General features: G+C 64.1%; 22 protein-coding genes. 7 read left to right on the top strand and 15 right to left on the bottom strand.

The window, feature by feature from the left end; translation table 11 throughout:
• Positions 1-12 precede the first annotated feature (12 nt).
• Positions 13-411, top strand: coding sequence for a DUF2917 domain-containing protein (locus QCE62_RS07525; RefSeq protein ID WP_309916114.1), 399 nt, complete (start codon positions 13-15; stop codon positions 409-411).
• A gap of 22 nt (positions 412-433) precedes the next feature.
• On the opposite strand, the gene QCE62_RS07520 is transcribed toward QCE62_RS07525, so the two are convergent.
• A complete protein-coding gene (locus tag QCE62_RS07520; RefSeq protein ID WP_404987303.1) occupies positions 434-2026 on the bottom strand; it encodes a tannase/feruloyl esterase family alpha/beta hydrolase in 1593 nt (530 codons plus the stop codon).
• Between the two features lie 188 nt (positions 2027-2214).
• Positions 2215-3075 (bottom strand): LysR family transcriptional regulator, encoded by an 861-nt coding sequence (locus QCE62_RS07515; RefSeq protein WP_309808284.1) that lies wholly within the window; start codon positions 3073-3075, stop codon positions 2215-2217.
• A gap of 150 nt (positions 3076-3225) precedes the next feature.
• Here QCE62_RS07515 and QCE62_RS07510 point away from each other — a divergent pair, with 150 nt between their 5' ends.
• Entirely contained in the window at positions 3226-4629 is a 1404-nt protein-coding gene (locus tag QCE62_RS07510; protein ID WP_309916108.1) for a DHA2 family efflux MFS transporter permease subunit, read from the top strand.
• 58 nt (positions 4630-4687) lie between these two features.
• Positions 4688-5683: an aldo/keto reductase gene (locus QCE62_RS07505; protein WP_309916105.1), complete on the top strand. Its 996-nt coding sequence runs from the start codon at positions 4688-4690 to the stop codon at positions 5681-5683.
• 18 nt (positions 5684-5701) lie between these two features.
• On the opposite strand, the gene rarD is transcribed toward QCE62_RS07505, so the two are convergent.
• Positions 5702-6577, bottom strand: coding sequence for an EamA family transporter RarD (rarD, locus tag QCE62_RS07500; protein ID WP_309916102.1), 876 nt, complete (start codon positions 6575-6577; stop codon positions 5702-5704).
• Between the two features lie 279 nt (positions 6578-6856).
• Between rarD and QCE62_RS07495 the strand changes: the two genes are divergently transcribed.
• Positions 6857-7909, top strand: a complete 1053-nt coding sequence (locus QCE62_RS07495) for an AI-2E family transporter (RefSeq protein ID WP_309916097.1) — start codon at positions 6857-6859, stop codon at positions 7907-7909.
• 7 nt (positions 7910-7916) lie between these two features.
• On the opposite strand, the gene QCE62_RS07490 is transcribed toward QCE62_RS07495, so the two are convergent.
• The 12 genes from QCE62_RS07490 to QCE62_RS07435 form a co-directional block, all read right to left on the bottom strand.
• On the bottom strand, positions 7917-8273 hold the full coding sequence (locus QCE62_RS07490; protein ID WP_309916094.1) for a lysozyme inhibitor LprI family protein: 357 nt from the start codon (positions 8271-8273) through the stop codon (positions 7917-7919).
• Positions 8274-8431: 158 nt separating this feature from the next.
• Positions 8432-9955, bottom strand: a complete 1524-nt coding sequence (locus tag QCE62_RS07485) for a SpoVR family protein (protein WP_309916091.1) — start codon at positions 9953-9955, stop codon at positions 8432-8434.
• Positions 9956-10091: 136 nt separating this feature from the next.
• The gene (locus QCE62_RS07480) at positions 10092-11357 is read right to left on the bottom strand and encodes a YeaH/YhbH family protein (RefSeq protein ID WP_309808276.1); all 1266 of its coding nucleotides are present in this window, start codon (positions 11355-11357) and stop codon (positions 10092-10094) included.
• A gap of 235 nt (positions 11358-11592) precedes the next feature.
• Positions 11593-13515 carry a PrkA family serine protein kinase gene (locus tag QCE62_RS07475; protein WP_309808274.1) on the bottom strand — a complete coding sequence of 641 codons (1923 nt, stop codon included), beginning with the start codon at positions 13513-13515 and terminating at the stop codon, positions 11593-11595.
• Between the two features lie 399 nt (positions 13516-13914).
• Positions 13915-14676 (bottom strand): fumarylacetoacetate hydrolase family protein, encoded by a 762-nt coding sequence (locus QCE62_RS07470; RefSeq protein ID WP_309916089.1) that lies wholly within the window; start codon positions 14674-14676, stop codon positions 13915-13917.
• 117 nt (positions 14677-14793) lie between these two features.
• Positions 14794-16491, bottom strand: coding sequence for a methyl-accepting chemotaxis protein (locus QCE62_RS07465; RefSeq protein WP_309916085.1), 1698 nt, complete (start codon positions 16489-16491; stop codon positions 14794-14796).
• Positions 16492-16710: 219 nt separating this feature from the next.
• Positions 16711-17661, bottom strand: coding sequence for a ribokinase (gene rbsK / locus QCE62_RS07460; RefSeq protein WP_309919700.1), 951 nt, complete (start codon positions 17659-17661; stop codon positions 16711-16713).
• 35 nt (positions 17662-17696) lie between these two features.
• Complete coding sequence (locus tag QCE62_RS07455) at positions 17697-18719, bottom strand: LacI family DNA-binding transcriptional regulator (protein ID WP_309901097.1); 1023 nt, start codon at positions 18717-18719, stop codon at positions 17697-17699.
• Between the two features lie 274 nt (positions 18720-18993).
• A complete protein-coding gene (locus tag QCE62_RS07450) occupies positions 18994-19983 on the bottom strand; it encodes an ABC transporter permease (protein ID WP_309808271.1) in 990 nt (329 codons plus the stop codon).
• Positions 19984-21576, bottom strand: a complete 1593-nt coding sequence (locus tag QCE62_RS07445; RefSeq protein ID WP_309919696.1) for a sugar ABC transporter ATP-binding protein — start codon at positions 21574-21576, stop codon at positions 19984-19986.
• Positions 21577-21805: 229 nt separating this feature from the next.
• Positions 21806-22768, bottom strand: a complete 963-nt coding sequence (locus QCE62_RS07440) for a sugar ABC transporter substrate-binding protein (RefSeq protein ID WP_309916082.1) — start codon at positions 22766-22768, stop codon at positions 21806-21808.
• Between the two features lie 284 nt (positions 22769-23052).
• Positions 23053-23334: a hypothetical protein gene (locus QCE62_RS07435; protein WP_309808268.1), complete on the bottom strand. Its 282-nt coding sequence runs from the start codon at positions 23332-23334 to the stop codon at positions 23053-23055.
• Between the two features lie 290 nt (positions 23335-23624).
• Here QCE62_RS07435 and QCE62_RS07430 point away from each other — a divergent pair, with 290 nt between their 5' ends.
• The 3 genes from QCE62_RS07430 to QCE62_RS07420 all read left to right on the top strand — a co-directional run bounded on the left by QCE62_RS07430 (position 23625) and on the right by QCE62_RS07420 (position 25661).
• Entirely contained in the window at positions 23625-23930 is a 306-nt protein-coding gene (locus QCE62_RS07430; RefSeq protein WP_309916079.1) for a PsiF family protein, read from the top strand.
• 234 nt (positions 23931-24164) lie between these two features.
• The gene (locus QCE62_RS07425; RefSeq protein ID WP_309919691.1) at positions 24165-24671 is read left to right on the top strand and encodes a hypothetical protein; all 507 of its coding nucleotides are present in this window, start codon (positions 24165-24167) and stop codon (positions 24669-24671) included.
• A 399-nt stretch (positions 24672-25070) separates the two neighbouring features.
• Positions 25071-25661: a YSC84-related protein gene (locus QCE62_RS07420; protein ID WP_309811509.1), complete on the top strand. Its 591-nt coding sequence runs from the start codon at positions 25071-25073 to the stop codon at positions 25659-25661.
• Positions 25662-25762 lie beyond the last annotated feature (101 nt).

The raw sequence follows: 25762 nt of genomic DNA, 5'->3' as shown, positions 1-25762 counted from the left end.
CTGGAGAGCAGCATGGAAGAGTTGTCGCAGGATTCCGCATGTCAGGGCGTCGGCCACGGTGTCGCGTCGGGCCGCATCGGCGCGGCCGGATCGTACGGGACGCGCATCGTGGTCTTCATCGAGGTTCATCCGCACCGGACGGTGTCATGGCGTCTGTCGCGCGACGCCGAATTGCGCGTCGCCTCTGCATCGGTGTGGCTCACGCGTCATCAGGATCCCTACGATTACTGGCTGAAGGCAGGCGATGTCGTGCGCCTGTCGCGTGGCGAGCGTGTCTGGCTATCAACGGAAAGCGCACACGCGGTCGAGGTATCGCTGACCTCGTATCGCGGCGTCATGCACGGACGCGCCGCGCGCTGGCTCGCGAAAATCTGGCCGCGCATCGCAACAGGCCCGGTGAACGCGTCATAAAGCGCATACTCGCCTGAGCCCTTCAAGGCTCGACGCAACGGAAGCTCGCCGCGCTGTTGATGCTGCCCTTCCCCATGTAACGCGGATAGTTCGGATAACGGCATATCGGGCGCGTCCGGCCATTGGTGGCCGGCGCGATGTCGCTGCCGACGAGCGTCTCCGGCGCGACTCCGTTGCTCACCCATTCGTCCAGCGCGCCGAGTTCGTCCCATGCCGGAATGAACACGCCATTGCCGTGCTGAAAGCCCGGGACCATGTAGAGCCGCATGAAGGATTCGACGGTATCGCGGCCATAATGCTCGATCAGGTCGCGATAGAACGCGATGGTCTGGTTCGGGCTGATGACTTCGTCAGAAAGGCCGTGCATCGCAATCAGCTTGCCGCCGTGCGCGATGAACGCGGAGAAGTCCGGATTCATCGCGCCGACCGTGTAGGCGAGCGTCGTCAGACGCTGCTTGAAGCGGCCCGGATTGTCGAGATCGAACGCAAGCCCGCTGAAGGACAGATCGCGCGTGACGAAGTAACGGATATAGGCATCGCCTTGCGCGAACAGGTAGCCGTTCGCGGCGAAGGTCGGCGGACTGAGCAACGTAGGCGAATCGCCGAGGCCGAGCGCGCTCGTGAAATCGACGCCCTGGAACACGTTGTAGCCGGGATACCGGACCACGTTATAGGCCAGCGCATAGGGCAGCGTGAGTCCGTCGCGCAAGGTTTCGAGCGTGTCGATCTGCGCATCGGACAGACAGCTGTCGCGCAGGGACGGACGCTGCCCGTTCGTGCAGCGCAATGACGCAATGATCTGCGGCTCCAGTTTCCTGCATGCCTCGACATTGCTGACGATGCCATCCGCGGCGCCGTCGAGCTTGTCGCATTCGTGTACGACGGTCTCGAACACGCGCCGCTGCTGCGCCAGTCCGACGAAACCACCAGGCTTCGCATACGACGATTGTCCGACCTTCACGCCCATCAGCCGCACGCCCGAGAAGTTGATCGCGGGCGCGTTGGCGATGACGCCGTCATAGTCGTTCGGGAAGCGCTCGATCACCGTGAAGCCTTCGCGGCCGCCCGTCGAGCCTCCCGCGAAATAGGTTTTTTCCGGTGTGCGGCCATAGCCCATCTGGATCAGTGCGAGCGCCACGTCGCGGGTTTTCTTCAGATGCCCGAAGCCGAAATTGACGATCGCCTCATCGTTGATTGCGAAGTCCGCGCGCCCCGAGTTGCCCACGTGCCCCGAGTCCGAGCCGAAGGTCGCATAGCCGCGCGCCAGAGGCGTGGAATCGGGCGCGAACGGCATCGGCTCGGTGCCGGACACAATGGTCCCGTTGTAGCCGCCGCCGCCCATCTGCAATGCGCGGCCATTCCAGCGGCTCGGCAGGTTCACTTCGAAGCGGATGTCCGGTGTCGTGTCCTGCAGCGCCTTGATGAAACCGGTGATGCGGCAGTATTCGCCGTTGCGGTTGCCCGGCGCCGCCGCCTTCACGACCCACGCCGACACGATGGTCGCGCCGCGCGTCGGCAGACCGATGATGGATGCAGGGACGTGCTTGCCCTCGAGATCATCGCAATGCTTCGTCACATAGGCCGCGGCATGCGCGTGACCGAAGGCCGCGAGCATGATCGTCGCGAGGCAGGCGCGCAGGCGCCACGGAGCGGAACAAAGAGAGCGTATAAGGCGGAACACGTCGTGGAGGGCTACGTCAAACGCCGCACACTATATAAGAACAAATTGTCGCCGGCCATCCGGGACGGCGGGTCGTGACAAGGGCATCACCCACTTGCCGTTGCCTTGTGCTGGTCATCTGCTCATTCGCCATCCCATTTCCCGCGCAGGTCGCTGTCCTGCAGAAGCTGTAGCAAGGTTTCGGCCGGACGGCTCGGATGTTTCGAGCCGAACACGATGAATTCCACTTCCGGCAAAACGGGCAACTCCGTGCGGTTCACCGGCGGCGCCAGACCGCGCGCCGCCAGAAAGTGCGAGCGGACGGTCAGTCCGAGCCCGCCGCGCGCAGCCGCAATGCATCCCGCGTGACTGCTGCTGGTGCAGACCATCTGCCAGCTCGCGCCCGTCATGGCGAGCGTGTCGAGCACAAGTCCGCGCGTGACGCTCGGTTCCGCCACCAGGATCAGCGGCAGCGGCTGGCTCGTGTCCACGACCGTGCCGGTCTTCGCAAGCCATTCCAGGCGCCCGGAAAACAGCCGCGTGCCGCGCGGGTCGCCGAGGCGCCGCTTGCCGACCGCGAGATCCAGTTCTCCGGCATCGACCATTTGATAGAGCCTGCCCGTCATGCCGATGGTGATTTCCAGCTCGACATCAGGATGCGTATCCCGGAATGCGGCGAGCACGCTGGGCAGCGGCCCGAGCGCCAGATCGTCCGATGAACCCAGCCGCACCCGCCCGCGCAGCCGCGGCGAACTGAACTGCGACTGCGCGTGCGCCATCGCCTCGAGGATGACGCGGGCGTGGATCAGCATGGCTTCGCCGTCGGCGGTGAGCGCCAGCGAATGCGTGTCCCGCACGAACAGCCGGCGTCCGACACTTTCCTCCAGACGCCGGATGTGCTCCGAGACGCTCGACTGCCGCAGCCCGAGTTGCCGCCCGGCGTCGGTGAAGCTGTGCGACGCGGCCACTGTCGCGAAAGTTGTCAGCCAGACCGGATTGAGCATGCGCCATTGTGATCGCCAAATCCGATTGCAGTCAATGCGGCCAGCGGGCTTCCCGATGACGCCCCGATTCACTAACATGTCACAGTGCGCGCAGGAAGCGGCCTTTCGCCGCCCTTTCGATGACGCGCCGTTTCAGCCTCATCTCCCCACATGACCAGACAGTCTTCGCACACGGCGCTTTTATGGATCGTCGCCGTGGGCTTCTTCATGCAGACGCTCGACACGACCATCGTGAACACGGCGCTGCCGTCGATCGCCCGCAGTCTTCATGCCGCGCCGCTCGCGATGCAGGCGATCGTCGTCGCCTATACGCTGACGATGGCGCTCCTGACGCCCGCCTCCGGCTGGCTCGCGGACCGCTTTGGCACCCGTCTGGTCTATTCGGTATCGATTGCGCTGTTTGTGATCGGCTCGCTCACCTGCGCGAGCGCGCACACCCTCAATCAACTGGTCCTGGCGCGCGTGCTGCAGGGAATCGGCGGGTCGATGCTGCTGCCCATCGGCCGCCTGGCCGTGCTGCGCGCGGTGTCGGGGGAAGCCTACGTCTCCGCGCTCGCGATGATTTCCGTCGCCGGCCAGATCGGCCCGATTCTCGGCCCGACGCTCGGCGGCTGGTTCGTCGAATCCTTCTCGTGGCACTGGATCTTCCTCATCAACGTGCCGATCGGCGCGCTCGGCATTTACGCCGTGCAGCGCTTTCTGCCGAACGACGCAGTTCACGACGTGCCGCCGTTCGACTTCGTCGGCTGCGGATTGCTGTCGCTGTGCATGGTGTCGTTCTCGCTGGCGCTGGATTCTCCTGTCGATACGCATCGCGGCGCCGTCTCGGCGGCCCTGTTCGCGCTCTCGGTCGTGTCGGCGCTGGCGTATATCCCATATGCACGGCGCAAGCGCAACCCGCTGTTTCATCTCGGGCTGTTCAGCGAGCGCAACTTCAGCGTCGGGCTGGTGGGCAACCTGGTCTGCCGGATCGGTTCCGCTGCCGTGCCGTTCCTGCTGCCGCTGCTGATGCAGCTCGAACTCGGCTACAGTCCGCTGCACTCGGGCCTGATGATGCTGCCCATCGCGATTGCCGGCACCATCAGCAAACGCTGGATCCCTGGGCTCGTGAAGCGCTACGGCTACGACACCTTCCTGCTCGTCAACACGGCGCTCGTCGGCGCGTCCATCATGGCGTGCGCGCTGTTCTCGCCTTCCCTGCCGCTCGCCGTCGAAATCGCGATTCTCGCGCTGTTCGGCGCATGCAATTCGATGCAGTTCGCCGCGATGAACAGCGTCACGCTCAAGGGCCTGTCGAGCAAGGACGCGGGCAGCGGCAACAGCCTGTTCTCGATGGTGCAGATGCTGGCGATCGGCCTGGGCGTGTCGATCGGCGGCTCGCTCGTGCAGGTGTTCCAGGGACCGTTCTCCACCTCGACCGGGTTCCGTCTGAGTTTCGCGTGCATGGGCATGGTCACGCTGCTGTCGTGCCTCGTGTTCCGCCGCCTCGAAGCGGCGCCGCGCGGCACGCCGCCCGCGACGCCTTCCCCCCGCGCCGGCGCCCGCAATGCCTGAGCGTCGGACGGGCTAAGCTGTCGGTCTGATCGGATCATCCATTTTCGGGAGCATCACCGTGCAATATGGCAAATTCGGCAACACCGGGCTCACCGTCTCGCGTCTTACGCTCGGCACGATGACCTTCGGCCTCCAGACCGGCGAGGACGTGTCGCGCAGCATCATGGACTGCGCCGCCGAGGCGGGCGTCAATGTCATCGACACGGCGAATGTCTATCCGCTCGGCAGCAGCCACGATCTCGCCGGCCGCACCGAGGAGATCGTCGGACGCTGGCTGAAGGGACGGCGTGACGACTTCATCCTCGCCACCAAGGCGGTTCACGAGATGGGGCCGCGCGCGTGGCAACAGGGCGCGTCGCGCAAGCATCTGCTCGATGCCATCGACGCGTCGCTCAAGCGCCTGAACACCGATTACGTCGATCTTTACCAGCTGCACAACGACGACCGCGATACCCCGCTCGACGAAATGCTCGAAGCGCTCGACACCATCGTGCGGCAAGGCAAGGCGCGCTATATCGGGGTGTCGAATTTTCTGGCTTATCGGCTGGCGCGTGCGCTGGGGCGCGCGGATGTCGGGCGGCGCGCGCGATTCGTGTCGGTGCAGCCGCGCTATAACCTGCTGTTTCGCCAGATCGAGCGGGAACTGCTGCCGCTCGCGACGGAGGAAGGTCTGGCCGTGATTCCGTACAACCCGCTCGCGGGCGGTCTGCTGACCGGCAAGCACAGTTTTGGCGCCGGGCCGGGCGAAGGTCGTTTCAGCGACACCGTCGGCAAGGCCGGCGCCATGTACACGCAGCGTTACTGGCACGAGCGCGAATTTCACACGATCGAGACGATCAACGGAATCGTCGCACCGACCGGACGCTCGCTCGCGAGCACGGCGCTCGCGTGGGTGCTGGCGAATCCGGCGGTGACGTCGGCGATCATCGGCGCGAGCCGGCCCGAGCAACTGACCGAAACGCTTGCCGCCGTCGATCAGCCTATCGATTCGGACATCAAGGCCAGACTCGATGAAGCGACGGCCGAGTATCGCTATGGCGATGCATTGCGCTGAAGCGCACGCGGCGCGCGTTCACAGGCGGGCTGCGCGCGCCCGGTAGAAGCCTTCCAGCGAGTACAACGCGAGCGCGGCCCAGATCGCGCCATAGCCGATCAGCTGGTCGCGGCCGAAAAACTCCTGATAGATGGCGACGCCGATCAGCAATTGCAGCGTCGGCGTGATGTACTGGATGAGGCCGAGCATCGACAGCGGAATGCGCCGCGCGCCGGCCGCGAACAGCAACAAGGGCACGGCGGTGACCGGGCCCGCCGCGGCAAGCAGAAGCTTCACGCCGGTCGATGCCTGCCCGAAGCCGCTGCCGCCATGCGTGTTCAGAAAGAACAAATACAACAGCGCCACGGGGCAGAGCAGCATGGTTTCGAGCGTCAAGCCCTCCAGCGCGCCGAGCGAAGCGGTCTTGCGCAGCAGCCCATAGCCGCCGAAGGTCAGCGCCAGCGCGAGGCTGATCCACGGCGGCGCGCCGTTCACCCAGGTGAGCCACACGACGCCCAGCGCGGCGACGGTCACGGCGACCCACTGCACGGGCCGCAGCCGCTCATGCAGGAAGGCCATGCCGAACAGCACGTTGACGAGCGGATTGATGAAGTAGCCGAGGCTCGCTTGCACGATGCGGCCGTCATTGACCGCCCAGATATAAATGCCCCAGTTCGCCGACAGCAATACGGCGCTGGCGGCGAAGCGCGCCAGCAGGCGCCTGTCGCGCAGCACCGGACCCAGCCATCGCCATTGACGGCGCAGGGTCATCACGACCAGCAGGAAGAGCATCGACCACGTCATCCGGTGCGCCAGCATCTCGACCGCGCCAATGGAATGCAGCGCCTTGAAGTAGATCGGAAACAGCCCCCAGATGGCGAAGGCCGAGAATGCGTAGATGACGCCTGGATTCATGATTCGATGCGTTGCGCGGAAGCGGAGCGAGCGGTTCTGTCGGCTTGCCGTCGGACGGAAAGCGATCCGCAAGGATTGGAAGCCGGATTTTAGTCGACAAGCAAGCTTGCGCTCCAGCAGCATTTGCCGGATTTAGTAAATCATTCCGAACGATTGGCGGTTCTGGCGCTCGAATCAGCGCAACCAGAAGCAAACCAGCCGCAACGCAGTGTGGCCCGTTTCTTGCTTACCGCATGCCTTTTGGCACAATCGCCCTGCCCTTCGGTCACACGCTCGCGAATGAACAATCACACGACTCACCAGAACTTCTTCCACATCCTGCTGTTCTTCGTCACGGTGGCGCTCGCCTGGGTGTTGTTGCCGTTTTTCGGCGCCATTTTCTGGGGGGCGATTCTCGCGATCCTGTTCCAGCCCATGCAGCGCTATCTCGCCGCCCGCTTCGGCAAGCGGCGCAACCTCGCCGCGCTCACGACGCTCGCCGCCGCCATTCTGATCGTGATCATTCCACTGGCGGTCGTGATGGTGACGCTGGTGCAGGAAATCGCGCTGGTCTATGGGCGCATCAAGAGCGGCGATCTCAATTTCGGGCTGTACTTCCAGCATGTGCTGCATGCACTGCCGGTGTCGGCGCAGCAACTGCTCGGGCGCTTCGGGCTGGACGATATCGTCGGCGTGCAGCGCAAGCTCATGGAAGGCGCGACCCAGATCAGCCAGTTCGCGGCGGCACAGGCGCTGTCGATCGGGCAGAACACGTTCCAGTTCGTCGTGAGCTTCGGCGTGATGCTGTACCTGGTGTTCTTCCTGCTGCGCGACGGCGGTGAGATCGCCCGGCGCATCCGTCGCGCCATTCCGCTCGATGCCGAGCCGAAGCAGCATCTGATCGCCAAGTTCACAACGGTTGTGCGCGCGACCGTGAAAGGCAATATCGCCGTGGCGGCGGTGCAGGGTTTGCTGGGTGGGCTGATCTTCTGGATCCTGGGCATCAGCGGCTCGCTGCTGTGGGGCGTGCTGATGGCGTTTCTCTCGCTGTTGCCGGCGGTCGGCGCGGCAATCGTGTGGGCGCCGGCGGCGATTTATTTCTTCATGACCGGACAGGTCGTCAAGGGATTGATCCTCGTGGTGTTCTGCGTCGTCGTGATCGGGCTCGTGGACAACGTGCTGCGGCCGATCCTGGTCGGCAAGGACACCAAGATGCCCGACTGGGTCGTGCTCATTTCCACGCTGGGCGGGATGGCGTTGTTCGGGATCAATGGCTTTGTCATCGGGCCGCTGGTCGCGGCGCTGTTCATGGCCGCCTGGGATCTGTTCTCGCAGGATGAGGCGGGGGCGTAGGCACCGATTAGCTCAGCGGCAGTCGGGAGATTGTGTGGCGAAGGTCATCGGCGCGTGCGGTGTTGAGGGACGCCACGCATGACAGTTGCCCGATGTCGTGAGCGTTGCCGGCTGCGCCGCCGCTGAGGGACGCGATCAGCCCGCATTGTGCCGTGCGATATTGCCTGAAGGCGCGGTTTGCCCGCGCGAGATTCTCCTGAGCGGTTCGAATGTAGCGATCGTCTTCATCCCATCGCGACAGAGCCCGGGCAGCATCACGCTCGGCGTTGGCCAGCTTCGACTCGCTTTCAGCGGCCTTGGCGGTGAGGCAGTCCTGCTTGCGGCAAGTTGAGTTCTCACACTGAACCGGATCGTCTTGAATCATCCCGGGCCGATATGCGCAGATTGTCGCTGCGGTGGCTGGCTGTGTTTATCCGTTTTTTCCGAATTTCACTGAAAAGAGGTTTTCCGCAACTCCCAAATAAAAAACCGGCCTTACCCAAGTAAGGCCGGCTGTCATCGAGATCGTGCCACCACCCTTTCTCAGCGCCCCTCCGGCGCCACATACCGGCACTCGAACCGCTTCCTCACCGTCCCGTTCTCATCGACGCTTTCCAGATACACGTCGAATTGCCACAAGCGCGCCATGTGCTTGAGCACTTCGTCGCTGTCGTTGGACAGATGGCGGTTATCGGTCATGAAATGCCGCAGCGTCAGACTCCGGTCGCCGCGCGTATTCACCGAATACACCTGGATGTTCGGCTCGCGGTGGTGAATGTCGTACTGCCTCGACAGCGCCTGCCGCACATAACGATAGCCGCTGCCATCGTGAATGGCGGACACTTCGAGCGCATCGCGCATGTCGTCATCGAGAATCGCGAACAGACGCATTTCGCGAATCAGATGCGGCGACAGATACTGCGCGATAAAGCTCTCGTCCTTGAAATTGCGCATCGCGTAGTGCAGCGATTCCAGCCAGTCGCTGCCGGCCAGTTCCGGGAACCACTCGCGGTCTTCGTCGGTGGGGTTTTCGCAGATGCGGCGAATGTCGCTCATCATCGAAAAACCCAGTGCGTACGGATTGATGCCGCTGTAATAAGGCTTCGTCACCGGCGGCTGATACACCACGTTCGAATGCGAATGCAGGAACTCCATCATGAAGCCGTCCTCGAGACGGCCTTCGTTGTAGAGCGTGTTGAGCAGCGTGTAGTGCCAGAACGTCGCCCAGCCCTCGTTCATGACCTGCGTCTGCCGCTGCGGATAAAAATACTGCCCCACCTTGCGAACGATGCGGATCACTTCCCGCTCCCACGGCTCCAGCAGCGGTGCGTTTTTCTCCGCGAAGTAGAGCAGGTTTTCCTGCGGCTCGGGCGGATAACGGCTCTCGCTTTCCTCGGCGGTCGGTTCTTTACCTTTCGGCAGCGTGCGCCAGAGTTCGTTGACCTGCGATTGCAAATACGCCTCGCGCTCGCGCCGCATCGCGGCTTCCTTCGCCAGCGAAAGCTTCTGCGGACGCTTGTAGCGGTCCACGCCGTAGTTCATCAGCGCATGACATGAATCCAGCAGTTCTTCCACCCGGTCCAGCCCGAAACGTTCCTCGCATTCCGCGATGTAATTCTTCGCGTACACGAGGTAGTCGATGATTGCGTGCGCGTCCGTCCACAGACGGAACAGGTAATTGCCCTTGAAGAAGGAGTTGTGCCCGTAGGCGGCATGCGCGATCACGAGCGCCTGCATCGTCATGGTGTTTTCTTCCATGAGATACGCGATGCAGGGATTCGAATTGATGACGATTTCGTACGCGAGGCCCATCTGCCCGCGCCGATAGCCTTTCTCGGTCGAGAGAAAGTGCTTGCCGAACGACCAGTGCCGATAGTTCACCGGCATGCCGACGGACGCATACGCGTCCATCATCTGCTCGGAGCTGATGATTTCCAGCTGGATGGGATAGGTGTCGAGCCCGTAGCGATTGGCGACGCGGGAGATTTCGGCGTCGTATTCCTCGATCAGCTCGACGCTCCAGTCAGACGGGCACGGCAGCGGCCGCCGTTTCTCTGCAACATTCATCCTGCTTTCCTCGTGCGTCGCCGCGGACGCGTTGCGTTGCCAGGCGCTGGGTCCGGCCGGAAAACGACACGATCGCAACACGATCGTCCGTGCCTTCCCGCCGAACCGCGCGACTCGATTCGCGTGCTGCCGCGGCTTACGCCGCGGCCTGCTGCTTCTCGAACAGTTCGCGGAACACCGGGTAGATATCCGCGGCCGAGTCCACCTTCTTCATGGCCAGTTCGGGCGCTCCGAGCGCGAGCTGGGCATATTCCAGCCAGAGATTCTGCTCCTCTGGCGCAACTTGAATATAGGCAAAATACCGTACCTTCGGCAGGATGTCTTCGGCCAGCAGCTTGCGGCACTTCGGCGAGTCGTCGGTCCAGTTGTCGCCGTCGGAGGCCTGCGCCCCGTAGATGTTCCATTCGGACGGCGAATAGCGTTCGTCCATGATCTTCTTCATGAGTTCGAGCGCACTCGACACCACGGTGCCGCCGCTTTCGGTGGAATGGAAGAAGGTGTCCTCGTCCACTTCCTCGGCGCGCGTATGGTGCCGGATGAACACGACCTCGATCTTCTCGTAGTTCCGCTGCAGGAACAGATACAGCAGGATGAAGAAGCGCTTCGACAGGTCCTTGCGCTGCTCGTCCATCGAGCCGGACACGTCCATCAGGCAGAACATGACGGCCTTGCTCGACGGCGTCGGCTGCTTCACGCGGTTGATGTAGCGCAGATCGAAGGGATCGATGAACGGAATGCGCGTGATCCGGCCCTGCAGGATCACGATCTCCGCTTCGAGCCGCGCGATCTCTTCCTTGTCGCCCTTCTCTTCCTTCAGTTGCTCCAGCTGGCGCTCCATCTCGCGCAACTGCGCCGAGAGCGGAAAGCCGAGCGCGATGCGACGGCCCAGCGCGCTGCGCAGCGAGCGCACCACGTCGATGTTGTTCGGCGTGCCTTCCGCCGCCCAGCCCGCGCGCACGTTTTTCCAGGTGGGCACGGCGAGCAACTGGGTCTTGACGAGGCGCGGGAGTTCGAGATCGTCGAAGAAGTACTGCATGAACTCTTCGCGCGAGAGCTCGAAAACGAAGTCGTCCTGCCCTTCGCCCTCGTTGCTGGCGCTCTTGCCGCCACCGCCCGCGCCGCCCGGCGGACGGGGAATCTTGTCGCCGCGAATGTAGTCGGCGTTGCCCGGATGGACGTACTCGCGCTTGCCGCCCGGTCCATGACGGAACGACGGCTCGGAGATGTCCTTCTTGGGAATGGTGATGCTCTGGGTGCTTTGAATGTCTTTGATACTGCGATCGCGCACCGCGTCGGATACCGCGCGGCGAATGTAACTCTTGACACGTCGCAGAAAGCGCTCGCGATTGGCGATGCTCTTGTTCTTGCCGGCTAACCTGCGGTCGATGATTTGGTGCAGCACATCCAGTCTCCCGCGTAATGGGCGAGATGGCGAGGCGCTGCGTGAGCCTTCCAACGGTCGCAGCGTCTCTGACTCGCAAACTGTCCACTGAGCGGCCGGCGCAAGCTTCACGCCCGTACGGCCAGTGACATCATAACTCCCGCGCTGCGCGGGACCGGAAGCGGACGCAGGCGCCCGTTCCGGCCAATCGGCGCGCCCCCGTCAACCTGACTGGCGCGCGCCTTCCTGCCTTACATCATGACGACTTGCGCACGCGCAGATACCAGTCGCACAAGAGGCGCACCTGCTTCGGCGTGTAACCCTTGGCGACCATGCGATTGACGAAGTCCTCGTGCTTGCGCTGCTCTTCGGCCGAGCCTTTCGCATTGAACGAGATGACCGGCAGCAGTTCCTCCGTGTTGGAGAACATCTTCTTCTCGATCACGACGCGCAGTTTCTCGTAGCTGATCCACGCGGGATTCTTGCCGCCATTCGCCGCACGCGCGCGCAGGACGAAGTTCACGATTTCGTTGCGGAAGTCCTTCGGGTTGCTGATGCCCGCCGGCTTTTCGATCTTCTCCAGTTCGGCATTCAGCGCCGCGCGGTCGAAGCTCTCGCCGGTGTCGTGATCGCGGAACTCCTGGTCCTGGATCCAGAAGTCGGCATAGGTCACATAGCGGTCGAAGATGTTCTGTCCATACTCCGAATACGATTCGAGATAAGCAGTCTGAATCTCCTTGCCGATGAACTCGGCGTAGCGTGACGCCAGCACGTCCTTGATGAACGACAGGTACTTCTGCTCCGTTTCCGGCGGGAACTGCTCGCGTTCGATCTGCTGCTCCAGCACGTACATCAGGTGCACCGGATTGGCCGCGACCTCGGACGAATCGAAGTTGAAGACGCGCGACAGGATCTTGAACGCGAACCGGGTGGAGACGCCGGTCATGCCTTCGTCGACGCCCGCATAGTCGCGATACTCCTGATACGACTTCGCCTTCGGATCCGTGTCCTTCAGGTTCTCGCCGTCATAGACCTGCATCTTCGAGAACAGGCTCGAATTCTCCGGCTCGTGCAGACGCGTGAGCACGGCCATCTGCGACATCATCTTGAGCGTGCCCGGTGCGCAGACCGCCTCGGCGAGGGACGAATTGCGCAGCAGCTTCTCGTAGATCTTGATCTCTTCGCCGTAGCGCAGGCAGTACGGCACCTTGACGACGAAGATCCGGTCGAGCAGTGCTTCGTTGTTCTTGTTGTTGCGGAACGCCTTCCACTCCGACTCGTTCGAGTGAGCGAGGATGACGCCGTCGAACGGGATCGCACCGAAGCCTTCCGTGCCCTTGAAGTTGCCTTCCTGGGTGGCGGTCAGCAGCGGGTGCAGCACCTTGATCGGCGCCTTGAACATTTCGACGAATTCGAGCAGGCCCTGATTGGCGAGGCACAGGCCGCCCGAATAGCTGTATGCGTCGGCGTCGTCCTGCGAATAGGTCTCGAGCTTGCGGATATCCACCTTGCCGACGAGCGACGAGATGTCCTGATTGTTTTCATCGCCCGGCTCGGTCTTGGCGATGCCGATTTGGCGAAGGATGGACGGATAGCGGCGCACCACGCGGAACTTGCGGATGTCGCCGTTGTACTCGTGCAGGCGCTTGACGGCCCACGGCGACAGGATGCTCTTCAGGTAGCGGCGCGGGATGCCGTATTGCTCTTCGAGCACCGGGCCGTCTTCGTCGTAGTCGAACAGGCCCAGCGGCGATTCATTGACGGGCGAACCCTTGATGGAATAGAACGGGACCCGTTCCATGAGCTGCTTCAGTCGTTCGGCGATTGACGACTTGCCGCCGCCCACCGGACCCAGCAGATACAGGATCTGCTTCTTCTCTTCCAGACCCTGGGCCGCGTGCCGGAAATACGACACGACGTTCTCGATCACTTCTTCCATTCCGTAGAACTCGCGGAACGCCGGGTACACCTTGATGACCTTGTTTGCAAACACACGCGATAAACGCGGGTCGAGGCGAGTGTCGACCATTTCCGGTTCCCCGATGGCCGTCAACATGCGTTCGCCCGCTGTTGCATATGTGGCAGGATCATCTTTGCAGAGCGCGAGATATTCTTCGAGCGAGAACTCCTCCTCGCGTGTTTTTTCGAAGCGGGTCGCGAAACTGCTGTAGATATCCATGCTACCTCCTCGCCGAAGTCAGAAAGCTATGCCGTGCGCAACGCGCGTAATCGAAACGACATCGCTTGAAATCATCCTAAACCCTTTCGAATTTTTTTTCACGCACTTGCGTTGTTCATTTGCTTCGCAGAATTCCTAGCTTGGTGAGTCATTTTCGTTCACCTACAATCATCATCCCAATGTCGCGCATGTGCCTATCCTCTTGCTCGACATGCCCCCTGCCTGTTCGCTTCCCCGCGCTCTTTCGTACATCGTCACCGCGCTTCTCCGCCATCCTTTTTCAGCCGTGTCCTACGCATCTCCCATCACCTACGCAGCGTCGCTGCGCGCGGATGCAAAACCTGCAATGTTCGCGATAACCGTTCCGCTTGCAGGGTGATTGCCCGATGTTGAAGCGCTTCATGCGAGCACCAGTTCGAGCTCGCCGATGCGGTCGATCGAGCCATGCAGCATCGCCGGTCCATCGACGCGATAGGCGCCCGTGTACGAGCCCGTCGTGATGGTCCAGAACGGCTCGACCGTCAAACCCATGCGCGAGCAATGGTTGACGAGCCAGAGCAGCAGTTCGCGCGGATCGCCCGCCGGATTGCCAAGTGCCGCGGGCGCAATCGACATGCCGTCGAGCGTGAGTTCGATGCGCGGTGCAAGAAAGTCGAAGCCGGGTGCGATGACGTCGTAAGGCTCCATTGCCGAGACCACGAGCGCGCCGTTGTTCTGCGAATCGGCGAGCTGCGCGAGCGGGTCGAGATTGGGCCACTGCGTGAAGCGGCTGTCGACGACTTCGAGCGCCACTGCGATCCCGCCGATGGCCGCCATGACTTCCTCACGCGTATAGGGTTCGCTGCGTGCCGGCAGCGAATAGGCGAAGCGAAATGCGATCTCGAGTTCGACCAGCACGCGGAAGAACGACTCGAACGGCAGCCGGGCCGGCGAGGCGTGGACCAGCGCGGCGTCGATGGGCGCGCCGTTGGCGAGCGCGTCCGGCGCACGCGCGCCGATCTTCCAGGCGCCGATGCGTGCTTCCGTCTCGCGCAGCATCTCGTGCTGGATGGCATAGGCGGTGGGCGCGTCGGCGGGAATGTCGGCGGGCTCCAGCACCTCGATCAGCCGATGCCGGCGGCGGGCTTCCGCAAGCTTCGCAGCGAGTGTCGATCCGGTCATGTCGGTATCCTCGTTATGGGCGGTCACGCATGCTCACCAGTGTACGGGTTACCGGTTCGACATGGCTGGCGCGTGACGCGATGTCCCGAGGCGCCGGCTCCGGCCAAGGTCGGAACGTCAGAACGTCTCCCAGTCGCCGGCCGTATCGGCCGTGATCTTTGCCTTGCGCACCGGGGCTGCCATCGGTACGGACTTCGCCGCAGGCTTCGACACGGGCGGCGTCACCATCCTGGTGCGCGGCGCGGCAAACGTCGGATGAGCAGCAAGCGGCGCGCCTTCCGCCAACTGAAAGACCGCCACGGCCTGTCGCAGGCGCGCGGCCTGATCTTCCAGCGACTGCGCCGCGGCCGCCGCTTCCTCGACGAGCGCGGCATTCTGCTGCGTCACCTCGTCCATCTGGGTAACCGCGCGCGACACCTGCTCGATCCCGCTCGACTGCTCCTGCGACGCCGCCGCGATCTCGCCCATGATGTCGGTCACGCGCTGCACCGCGCCGCTGATCTCGGCCATCGTGCGGCCGGCTTCGTCGACGAGCGCGGAGCCGGTCTCGACCCGCGCGACGGAGGTGTCGATGAGTTCCTTGATTTCCTTCGCGGCCGCCGACGAGCGCTGCGCCAGATTGCGAACCTCGCCCGCGACCACCGCGAAGCCGCGGCCTTCCTCGCCGGCGCGCGCCGCTTCGACCGCAGCGTTCAGGGCCAGGATGTTGGTCTGGAACGCGATGCCTTCGATGATCGTGATGATGTCCGCGATCTTCGACGAGCTGCCGTTGATCTCGCGCATCGTGTCGACCACCTGGGTCACGACCGCGCTGCCCTTGCCCGCGATCGCCGACGCGTTCGCCGCGAGCGCGCTTGCCTGGCGTGCGTTGTCGGCGTTCTGGCGTACCGTTCCGGTGAGCTCTTCCATGCTGGACGCGGTTTCCTGCAGCGCGGACGCCTGTTCCTCGGTGCGCGAGGACAGATCCGTATTGCCCGCCGCGATTTGCTGCGTGGCGGAGGCGATCGACTCGCTGCCCGAGCGCACGCTGCGCACCGTGTCGAGCAGGCTGGCGCGCATTCTGGCGAGCCCTTCGAGCAACTGGCCCATTTCATCGCGCGACGTCACGACGACCTCGCGCCGCAAATCGCCGGCGGCGATGGCGTCGAAATGGCCGAGCGCGGCTTCCAGCGGCCGCGCGATCGCGCGTCGCAGCGATACCCACGCGAACCCGGCCGCCGCGACGCCGAGCGCAAGCGCGCTCAGGCTCAGCGCGCGGAACCACAGGAAGCGGTTCTGCGCGGCTTCGTAACTCAGCTTCGAGGATTCGGTGAGGAATGCGCGCAGGGCTTCGTTGGCTGTGGCGAGTTCGTTGTAGGTGGCCTGCATCGCCTTGGCGCTGGCGATGATGGCGTCGTGATCGTTCGCCATGACGGCCGCCACGCCGCGATCGACGATGCCTTGCAGCGCCAGACGCTTGTCCTGCGCGGCGTCGGCGAGACGCTTTTCTCCCGGTGAGAGCGGCAGCGAGGTGTATTGCTTCCAGTAGGCGTCGGCACGGTCGCGCATCAGGCGCGATCGTTCGACGGTGGACGCCACTTCCGGTGTGCCTGCGAGCAGCGCGGCGCGGTCGAACACGAGACGTTCGCGCGCCGCGTACATTTCCGCGTTGCCGACGGCGATAGCGGCAGGCATCTGCACCGAGTAGGTGGCGAGGAACGCGCCGTTCGAGTGGCTCATGCCGATGAGCCCCAGCGCGCCGATCGCGATCAGCAAAGCGCCCAGAAACGCCATCGCGATGCCGAGGCGCGCCTTGATCGTCAAACCCTGTTTCATTGAGTGATCCCCGTGCCGCTCGAGAGCGGTTTGCCCGGCCGCTTGACGGCGGGTGCGTGCGGGGTGGCCGCTGCGCCCGGGAAGCGCGCGCGGCCGATGCGCGCCCTCTTGACCGTTCCAGACGTAAACGGCGTCAACGCGCGACCACTTTAGGAGATTGTTTCGTCAAAAAACAAAATGGCGCGTCAAACGCGCCATTTTTCAGCGAATACTGAAGAATTATGCGGAAATTTCGCTGCGATGTGGTATCGATGGCTGCGCGCCCTCGCGCGTTACCGCAATCGCCGCGGCGCGCTGACCGAAGGCGATCGCGTCGCGCACCGCTGTGCCGCGCGCCAGTTCGGCTGCAAAACCGCCGATGAAGGTATCGCCGGCGGCGGTGGTGTCGATCGCCTCGACGCGCGGCGAAGCGAGATGGACACCCGCTTCGTCCTCGCCGTCCAGCAGCGCGAGCACGCCTTCCGAACCGAGCGTCACGATCACGTTGCGCGCGCCCTTCGCCTTCAGCGTCTGGGCGGCGCGGCGCGCGTCTTCCGGCGAGTTGACCGCGACGCCCGAGAGCGTGGCGGCCTCGTGTTCGTTCGGAATCAGATAGTCGATCAGCGGAAACCAGTCGGGCGGCAGCTTGCGGGCGGCGGGCGCCGGATTGAGGATGGTCGTGCGGCCAAGACGACGGCCGGCGGCCAGCGCGGCGCGCACGGTCTCAAGCGGCGTTTCGAGCTGGCACACGATCAGGTCCGCCCCGGCGATCAGCTGCTCCTGCGCCTCGATGCTCGCCGGCGTCACGAGCGCATTGCTGCCGGCCACGATGACGATGGCGTTCTGGCTGGCATCGTCGACGACGATCAGCGCCACGCCCGTCGATGCCTCGGCGCTCGTCGCGAGCGCGCTGCAATCGATGCCTTCCGCCTCGAGGCTCTGTTTCAGGATCGCGCCGTTCGGATCATCGCCGACGCAGCCGATCATCGCGACCTGCGCACCCAGGCGCGCCGCGGCGACCGCCTGATTGCCGCCCTTGCCGCCAGCCACCTGCGCGAACGCGTGGCCGGCGAGCGTCTCGCCGGGCTTCGGCAGACGCGGCGCGCGCGCCACGAGATCCATGTTGAGACTGCCGACCACGGTCACGCGCCCGGTCTTGTTCGTATCGCCTGCTTTGGCGCTTTCGCCCATCATGCTTCCCTGGTTGACCGGCGTGGCCGGCTGGATCAGGCCCGGACGCTGCGCGATTCCGGCACCACGGCCGTCGATTCGCGGCGCACCAGGCGCGGCGGCACCACGCGGCGGCGCGTCGTACCGGTGAGCTTGCCCGTGATGCGTTCGATCAGCGTCTGCGCGGCCATCTCGCCGAGCGCGCGGACCGATTGCCCGACCGTCGACAGCGCCGGGTACGTATAGCGCGACAGCTCGACATCGTCGAAGCCGATGATCGAGCAGTCCGTCGGCACGTTGATGTGACGTTCGGCCGCCGCCCGCAGCGCGCCGATGCCCATCATGTCGTTGCACGCGAAGATCGCGGTCGGCTTCATGCGGTCGAACAACTGCGATGCGGCAGCATAACCGCCGGTCGCCGAAAAGTCGCTCTGCTGGATGGCGTGCGGCTCGATTTCGATGCCGCGTTCGGCCATCGCGCGGATGAAGCCGTGCAGGCGCATGGCGGACACGGCGGTCTGCACGGGCCCGGTAATGCAGCCGATTTCCGAATGCCCGAGCTGCAGCAGATGCCGGGTCGCGATATACGCGCCTTTTTCGTGATCGATCTGGACGAGGTCCGCCTGCACCCCCTCGATGTTGCGATCGACGATCACGAGCGGCTCGCGCGCGCCCGCCAGACATTGCGCCAGCACCGAATCCTCGCCCGCCGACGCGATCACCAGGCCGTCGATGCGCTTTTCCTGCAGGACGCGCAGATAGCTGCGCTGCTTCGCGGGGTCGTCGTCGGAATTGCAGAAGAACACGCAATAGCCGTTCTTCGCGCAGCCGTCCTCGACGCCGCGCGCGAGTTCCGCGAAATACGGATTCGTCGCGTTTGGCACGAGCAGGCCGATGGTCGCCGTCGAACGCGCCTTCAGCGAGCGCGCCACCGCCGACGGCACGTAATCCAGCTCACGGATCGCCCGCTCCACCTTCGCCCGCACGTCGGCCGAAACCGGCCGTGAATTGTTCACTACGTGGGATACCGTCGTGAACGACACCCCGGCAATGGCTGCCACGTCTTTGATCGTCGCCATACATCGTCCTTCGCTTTGCTTTGGTCCAACTGCTCTCTTATTGGTCGTAAGGCGGGCGGCGCCGGCTGTTTCCAAGACTGCTTCTGCTGCCTGCGCCGCACTGCTTCCCCGCGCCCTGCCTGCTTTCCGTCACTTCGCCGGCGCCGCGTGCCTGACTACGCGCACGTTTGCTCGCGCCGGTGCTGCCGTTTCCGGCCAGGGCCGCTTCTCCACCCCGTGCGGAGCGCGCGCCGTCGCCGTCCTGCTGCCTGACTTTACCTGCCTTTGCCTTGCTTCAAACGCGCTTGCGGCGGCTGCGATAGGTGTCGAGCACCACCGCCACCACGATCACCGCGCCCGTAATAATGCGCTTGGTCGGCTCGTTCGCGCCGATTTGCGCCAGTCCCGCCGCGAGCACCGAGATGATCAACACGCCGAAAAAGGTGCTGATGACCGAGCCGCGCCCGCCCATCAGGCTCGTGCCGCCGATCACCACCGCCGCGATCACCTGCAGTTCCACACCGGCGCCCGCGTTCGGATCGGCGGCTTCCAGACGCGAGATCTGGAACAGCGCCGCCAGGCCCGACAAGGCGCCCATCAGCGCGAACACGATCACCTTGTAAGGCCGTGGATTGACGCCGGCGAGCCGCACGGCCTCTTCATTCGTGCCTATCCCTACGAGATATCGGCCAAAAACCGTCCGGGTCAAGACCAGATGCGCAATTATCATCACGGCGACCGCAATCAGGAACGCCGGCGAGATGCCGAAGGCGATCGGATTCGACAGGAAATCGAACGCATCGCCAATGTACGCCGTGCGCGAGTTCGTCATCTGATAGGCCAGTCCGCGCGCGCCTTCCAGCACGCCGAGCGACACGATGAACGACGGAATCCGCCATGCCACGGTCACGAGTCCGGTCACCGCGCCCGTCAGCGCGGCGGCCGCGAGCCCGATCAGCGCAGCCGGAATCGCCGGCCAGTGCCATTTGAGCGCGGCCACGCTGACCACCGACGCGCCCAACGCCAGCACCGAGCCCACCGAAAGGTCGATGCTCGCGATGATCAGCACGAAGGTCATGCCCACCGACATCACGACCAGATCCGGAATCTGGTTGGCAATCGTGCTGAACGTGTCGTAGGTCAGGAAATGCGAACTCAGCACCGAAAACAGCGCGATCATCGCGGCGAGCGCACCCGCCAGACCCAGGTAATTCGACAGCCCCAGCCGCGTGCCGACGCCTTTCGTGCTCTTCGGTGCATCGGCTGGAAGGTTCGCTTCGCTCATTCAATGCTCCACGTTGTCTTCGGGCGCCTTCGCGTCGGGCGCGATCGGCTCCTGCAGCAGCGCCTCGCGCCGCGCGTAGCCGGAGAACGCCGCCGCCAGCAGCGCGTCCTGCGACCAGGTCGCGCGTTCGAACACGCCCGTCATGCGTCCCGCCGACATCACGCCGATCCGGTCGCAGATCAGCATCAGTTCGCGCAGGTCGCTCGACACCACGACCAGCGTCCGGCCTTCGCGCGTCAGCGCACCCATCAGGCCGTAAATGTCGAACTTGGCGCCAACGTCGATGCCGCGGGTCGGTTCGTCGAACAGCAGCACCGGGCAGTCGCGCGCCAGCCAGCGGCCGATCACGACCTTCTGCTGATTGCCGCCCGACAGCTCCGACACCGCCTGGGCCGGACCCGACGTGCGGATGCGCATCGCCTCGATCTGGCGTTGCGCGAGGGCCGCTTCCCGGCGCGTGTCGACCACGCCGTGACGCGCCACCGCGCCGAGATTGCCCAGTGAAACGTTCGCGGCGATGGGCAGGCTCAGCAGCAGCCCCTCGCCCTTGCGGTCCTCCGTGATCAGCGCGATGCCCGCCTTCACCGCATCCGACGGCGACTGCACGTTCACGCGCCGCAGCGGCTGCCCGGCCCGCGCCACCGACACCTGGCCCGCGTCCGCGCGATCCGCGCCGTAGATGAGGCGCATCAGTTCCGTCCGCCCCGCGCCGATCAGACCGCTCACGCCGAAAATTTCGCCGGCGCGCACTTGGAACGACACGTCGCGCACCACGGTCCCGCGCGACATGCCTTCCACTTTCAGCGCGACGTCGCCGATGCGCCGCTCGCCCAGATCGATGCGCTCGCCGATCTCGCGTCCGACCATCAGCGTGACGAGCCGGTCGCTGGTCAGCTCGGCCATCGGGCCAAGGTGCACGAGACGGCCGTCGCGCAGCACGGCGGCGCGCTCGGCAATGCGCCGCAATTCTTCCAGCCGGTGCGAGATATACACGAGCGCGACGCCGCGCGCCTTGAGCCGCTCGACCTGCTCGAACAGCAGATCGACTTCGCGCGCGGTAAGCATCGCGGTGGGTTCGTCGAGGATCAGCACGCGGCAATCGCCGATCAGATTGCGCGCGATCTCCACCATCTGCTGATGACCGATGCCCAGGCTCCCGACCAGCGTGTCCGGATCGATGGCATCGAGCCCGACCTGCGCCATCGCGTGCCGCGCGTCCTGCGCGAGCGTGCGCCGGTCGATCCAGCCGAAGCCGCCCTTGCGCGGCAAGCGGTTCAGGAACAGGTTCTCGGCAACCGACAAAGTGGGCAGCAGGTTCAGCTCCTGCATCACCATGCGCACGCCGAGCGCTTCGGCGTCGGAGCGGCTGCGCGGCGCGTAGGGCTGGCCCGCGAGGGTCATGGTGCCGGTGGTCGGATCGGTGAGTCCGCCGATGATCTTCGACAGCGTGCTCTTGCCCGCACCGTTCTCGCCGGTCAGCGCGAGCACCTCGCCCGCGTTGAGCGACAGCGACACGTCCGCCAGCACCGGCTCGACATAGGTCTTGCCGATGCCCGTCACCGTCAGCACGTTCGCGTCGCTTGTGCCGCTCATGCCGCTTGCGTCGTTGGATGGGCTCATGACTGCTTCCAGGCTTCGCTGTGCATCTTCGCTCGACGTTCCGCGCGGTTCGCGTGTCGCTCCTCAGGCACGCCGCGCGCAGTCTGACGGCACGTTCGCCTGACACATATCGGCACCGCGGCGGCAAACTTGAGGCCGATGTTGAGTCCGACTGAACGCGAAACGGCGCTGCCGCAGCCGTTTCGCCGCCGACGAAATCGCGTCACTTCGTCACGAGATCGACGGGCGTCTCCACCACCTGCGACAGTTCCGACTGCTTCTTGTGCTCGGCGATCGCCTTCAGCGCGACGTCGATGCCGAACACCGCCTGCTTCGCCGCGTACTGGTCGGCGGTGGCGAGCACGCGGCCGTCCTTGAGCATCGGCTTGATCGCGCCGATGTTGTCGAAGCCCACCACCTGCACCTTGCCGGCCTTGCCCGCCGCGCGGATCGCGGAGACTGCGCCGATCGCCATGTTGTCGTTGTCGGCGAGCAGCGCCTTGACGTTGGGGTTCGCATTCAGGATCTGCCCGGCGACGGCATTGCCCTTGTCGATTTCCCATTCGCCCGATTGCAGCGCGACGATCTTCATGCCGCCCGCGTCCATCGCGTCCTTGAAGCCGGCGCTGCGCATCTGCGAGTTCGTCGTGGTGGTCACGCCTTCGATGATCGCCACTTCATCGCCCTTCTTGAGGCGTTGCGCCAGATAGTCGCCGACCTTGCGCGCGCCCTTGCGGTTGTCCGGGCCGACGAACGGCACGTTCAGGTCCTTCGACTTGAGCACGTCGGGGTCGAGCCGGTTGTCGATGTTGACCACGATGATGCCCGCATCCGTCGCCTTCTTGATGACCGGCACGAGCGCCTTCGAATCCGCCGGCGCGACGACGATCGCGTTGACCTTGGAGACGATCATCTGCTCGATGATGCGGATCTGCGCGGCGGTGTCGGTCTCGTCCTTGATGCCGTTGGTGATGAGATCGAACTTGGCGGGGTTGTGGGCCTGATAGTCCTTCGCGCCGTTTTCCATGGTCAGGAAGAACTCGTTGGCGAGCGACTTCATGACGAGCGCGACCTTCGGCTTGGCCGCCGCCTGCGCGAACGCTGAAGTGGATGCAAACGGCAGGACGGAACAGACAGCGAGCGCGACGGCAGCCGACAGGACACGCCGGCGAAGGGTTCGGTTCATGCGGATCTCCAGTGCTTTGTTCTGGTTTGTCTGGTTTGAGCGTGAAGCGGCGAACGCAGCAGCGAACGCGAGCATGACGTCATGAACCGCGCGCAGGACGTGAAAGGAGAATGTACGCACAGGCCCGATTCAACGCGCTCGGCGACGGTTGCAACGTTTGCTCGCCGTCGATTCTCGTTGCAGAGGCGCGTGAGGTCAATCGGGCTTACGTGTAGAACGTGCGTTCGCGCGCCGACGCGCCAGTGCGCCGGCCTTGTGTGAAGCGTCAGGCCGGAGACCCGTCTTCAGAGATCCTTGACCGACTGGCCCTCGACCTTGTCGTCGATGATGTCGCGCGCGTAGTCGATGCCCGCGCGGGTGGCATCGATCGGGCTCTCGAACGGCTCCTGGTCCGGCACGCCGAACATGACCGAGCGCCCGCTGTCGCCATGCGCGCTGCGCGCGATCGTCACCACGATGTCGAAGTGACGCGGGCCGTCGTCCGGTTCATCACGGTCCTTCGCGCGGCGCAAAGCCTGCACCTTGATCTCGAAGCCCTTGTAATGGTCGGAAAGCGGCGTGGACATGATTCGTCTCCTGGATGAGTGCGGTCGGCACGATCATACGTCGGCTGTTTTTCAGGTGCGCCGCGATTGAACAAGATCGGACACTTTGCGACTGATTGCCTTTGCTGCGCTTGATGAAAGTCATCTGCAAGGTGGCAAGCCGCATGCCCGTCGGTTCGCCGCGCGCGTCTCCTGATTTCACCTTATGCCATACACGGTTCAAATTCGGTTTGCCATAATGCGCGGGCTGGACACCGTGTCAGAGAACGAGTCGTCGAAGAATAACCGTCAATCAGATCAGGGAGCATCTCATGACTATTCGAACCACCGCCGTCGCCGCCGTCCTTGCCGCGCTGAGCCTTGCCTTCGGCGCCAACGCGGCCTTCGCTGCGAACAGCCAGCAGACCAAGATGGGCGACTGCAACAAGCAGGCAGGCGACAAGAAAGGCGACGACCGCAAGGCCTTCATGAAGAGCTGTCTGTCCGCCACGCCCGCCGCCGCTTCCGCGCCGATGACGCAGCAGCAGAAGATGACCGCGTGCAACCAGCAGGCGTCCGGCAAGAAAGGCGACGACCGCAAGACGTTCATGAAGAGCTGTCTCAGCAACAAGGGCTGACCGAATCAATGTCGTTCTCTGAGCCGCGCGGCTTGCGCGGCCATTTCGCTTCCCGCCGGCGCCTCACTTATTTACGCTCGATACGCGCCGTTATTGCACTGCACCCAAGCTCGTGATTCGCACCGTCGTCTTTTTCTCATAAGATGGCGCGAGGCGGCCCCCTCACCCATACAAGCAGAAGCCATCGGCCGCCGCCGTTTCGAGCGGAGCGCAAGCCCCGCATGGAGGCTTTGGATGGCATGGAGACACAAGAACCGCTGGTTCCGGCGCTGGCTCGTGGCAATCACGTTCTGGTTCGTGCCGGTGCTGATCGTCGCGGTCAATGAAGTGCACGAAGAGATGGCCTACAACAGCGTCGATCTTCAAAAGGCCCTCTCCACCTGGGAACTGACCGACGCGCAGCGCGCGGCCGGCGCCGCGGCCCGCTGCCACGGCGTGCCCGACGAGGCGCGCGCGGCCGGCTGTCCCGCCGACATCCTCGCCGCCAATGCCGGCAAGCACCAGGAAGCGCTCGATGAGTACGCGCATCGCAAGGCCACGCTGGCCGACTATCTCTGGCATGCGTTCGTCGGCTACTGGATCGTTCCGGCAGCCTTTCTTCTTGTCCTCGGAGTGCTGATTGGTGGCATCAGGCGCGCGTTGCGGCGGCCGCCGGGCGCGTCGGCAAAACCTTCGGACACTTCCCCGGAAGCGCCAGCAAGCGTTGCTTCCACAAAAGTAAAAACGACGACTACTTCCTGAATACAGGTCGGGTACGGTCGTTGCTACTGCTTGATGCGGTCTTGTCGCACCATCGCGCGGCGGCATCGCGAAATTAATGCTCGCTTGCAAGGCATCATTCGGGCGAAAGCTCCGCCTTGCATTCCGCTGGTCGAAACATCGTCCAGCGCGAGCTTACAGTCGCGATACGACGGGCGATGTGCGTGATTTGCGACGCTCGAACGGGGACAGGAAAGCGAATTCGGAGCGAGCGAGGCCTTCGGGAAAGCTTTAACCCAATTTTGCAAAATCTGAAAACCCGCGTCCGACAAGGTTTCGGCCTGTGCACGGAGAACCGTGCCGGTTTGCGGCCGTGCTATAACTTGTGTGCTTCACCCTCCCGCTCTATGGGGTTTCCACATTTCACGATGGAGAACAATGATGCAAAGACGAAACTTCATGCTCAAGTCCACCGCTGTTCTGGCGCTGGGAGGCCTTGCGCTTGCCGGCTGCACGACCAACACCAACTCGGGCGCTGAACAGTCCGCAGGCGCGGCGGACGCGCGCCGCTCCATCGACTCCGATGTCGATGCCACCATCCAGCGCCTGTATGCCACCGTCGGCGGCTCGCGTGAGCTGGTTGCGAAGGCGCGCGGCGTTCTCGTGTTCCCGCAAGTCCTGCAGGCAGGTTTCATCGTCGGCGCCCAGTACGGCAAGGGTGCGCTGCGCGTGGGCGGCAGCAGCGTCGGCTACTACAGCACGACGTCCGGCTCGTTCGGCCTGCAGGCCGGCGCGCAGTCGAAGGCGCTGATCTTCCTGTTCATGACGCAGGATGCGCTCGACAAATTCCGCAACTCGGACGGCTGGTCGGCAGGCGCGGACGCCTCCGTCGCACTCGTGAAGATGGGCGCGAACGGCGTGATCGACACCACCACGGCCACCAAGCCGGTCGAAGCCATCGTGCTGACGAACGCCGGCCTGATGGCAGACGTGTCGCTGCAAGGCACGAAGATCTCGCGCCTCAAGTTCTGATCCCCTTCCATCGCGGCCCGTCGCTTGGGCCGCATGGCAAAACCGCCGTGGGGGGGGGCGGGGCGGGGGGGCCCCGCCGCGGGGGTGTGATGGGCGGGGGG

This window comes from Caballeronia sp. LZ033 (assembly GCF_031451265.1).
Taxonomy (GTDB): Bacteria; Pseudomonadota; Gammaproteobacteria; order Burkholderiales; family Burkholderiaceae; genus Caballeronia.
Note: the sequence above shows the minus strand (reverse complement) of the source record. Positions and strands in the feature narration are given on the sequence as shown.